Source organism: Streptomyces sp. NPDC048462, assembly GCF_043200175.1.
Lineage (GTDB): Bacteria > Actinomycetota > Actinomycetes > Streptomycetales > Streptomycetaceae > Streptomyces.
This window is the reverse complement of record NZ_JBICXG010000067.1, coordinates 1-1,784: the sequence shown is the minus strand read 5'-3', so window position 1 is coordinate 1,784 and position 1,784 is coordinate 1. Positions and strand designations below refer to the sequence as shown.

Below are 1,784 nucleotides of genomic sequence, written 5' to 3'. Positions count from 1 at the left end.
GATGCTGTTGGCGAATGCCCCTTCGTCGTGACGTCGGCCTGATCCATCTCGTTGGTGGGTCAGGCCGACGTTGTGTTTGGGGTGGGCAGATGTCGTTGCGTCCTGGTGTGCCTGGCGAGGTGCCGGAGGAGACGGTCAGGGTGGCCCGCGCGGCCTTCCCGAAGGGGTGCTTGGCAGTCCGGGTGAGAGATGTGCTCGGGCCGGTCTTCACCGATGGGGAGTTCGCGGGTCTCTTCTCGGGCCGGGGGCGGCCTGCGGCGTCGCCGGCCCGGTTGGCGATGGTGCTGGTGTTGCAGTTCGCCGAAGGGATGTCGGACCGGCAGGCCGCTCACGCGGTGCGCTCCAGGATCGACTGGAAGTACGCGCTCGGGCTGGAGCTGACCGATCCGGGCTTCGATTTCTCCGTGCTGAGCGAGTTTCGCGGTCGGCTCATCGCCGGTGGCGTCGAGGCCGGGGTGCTGGATGCGGTCCTGGAGAGCGTTTCGGCGGCCGGGCTGCTCAAGGCCGGTGGACGTCAGCGCAGTGATGCCACGCATGTGCTGGCGGCGGTGCGGGAGGTGAACCGGCTGGAGTCCGTGGTCGAGGCGATGCGAGCGGCACTGAACGCACTGGCGGTCGCGGCTCCGCAGTGGCTGGCCGAGCGGACGCCGCCGGAGTGGTTCGACCGGTACTCCGCCCGGCCGGAGGACACGAAGTTCCCCAGCCGCTGGGCTGCCCGGCTCAGCCACGCCGAACAGGTCGGCCAGGACGGCATGACGCTCCTCCAAGCTGTGTGGTCCGTTGACGCGCCTGCCTGGCTGCGGGAGCTGCCGGCCGTGGAGTTCCTGCGGCAGATGTGGGTGCAGGAATACCAGGTCAGCGGCGGTGAGGTGAGCTGGCGCAAGCCGAAGGACTGCCCGCCTGGGCAGTTACGGATCCGCTCGGCCTATGATCCGGACGCCCGCAACGGGGCCAAACGCGACCGGGCCTGGTGCGGCTACAAGGTTCATCTGACCGAGACCTGCGAACCCGATGCCCCACACCTGATCACCGAGGTCATCACCACCACAGCGGCCACTGCCGACGTCCAGGTCACCGACAAGATCCACGACGCTCTCGCCCGCCGGGACCTGTTGCCTGATGTCCATCTGGTCGACGCCGGCTACGTCGATGCCGCACACCTGGTGTCCGCATGCCGTGACCATGGCATCGAACTGGTGGGACCGGCCGGCGCCAACACCGGCTGGCAGGCCGCCGCGAACAACGGTTACACCATCGACGACTTCGCCGTCGACTGGGACAACAAGCAGGTGACCTGCCCGAACGGCAGGACCAGCAGACAGTGGCAGCACGACGGGCGACGCTCGTCAGGCCCCGTGATCCGCGCCAGATTCTCACCCGCGGACTGCCGCCCCTGCCCCTCACGCGACCAGTGCACCCGCGGTGTCACCTACATGGGACGCGAGATCACCCTGCGGCACCGCGACGAACACGAAGCCCTCCGCACAGCCCGGCGCGACCAACAAACCGACCCATGGAAGCAACGCTACAAACACCGCGCCGGAATCGAAGGCACCATCTCCCAGGGTGTCCGCGCCTTCGGGCTGCGCAGATCCCGCTACCGAGGCCATCCCAAAACCCACCTGCAACACCTGCTGACCGCAGCAGGAATGAACCTCACCCGCCTCGACGCCTGGCTCACAGGCACCCCACTCGCCCCAACACGCACCTCACACTTCGCAGCACTCCGCCCCACCGGATAAATCCGATGGGGCGGAACGAAGGGGCATTCGCCAACAGCATCC

The 1,784-nt window shown here is 67.9% G+C and carries 1 protein-coding gene; it reads left to right on the top strand.

Features of this window, described 5'->3' with window-relative positions:
- Nucleotides 1–89 precede the first annotated feature (89 nt).
- Nucleotides 90–1,742 carry an IS1182 family transposase gene (locus ACGFU6_RS39245; protein WP_393617401.1) on the top strand — a complete coding sequence of 551 codons (1,653 nt, stop codon included), beginning with the start codon at nucleotides 90–92 and terminating at the stop codon, nucleotides 1,740–1,742.
- Nucleotides 1,743–1,784: the final 42 nt, after the last annotated feature.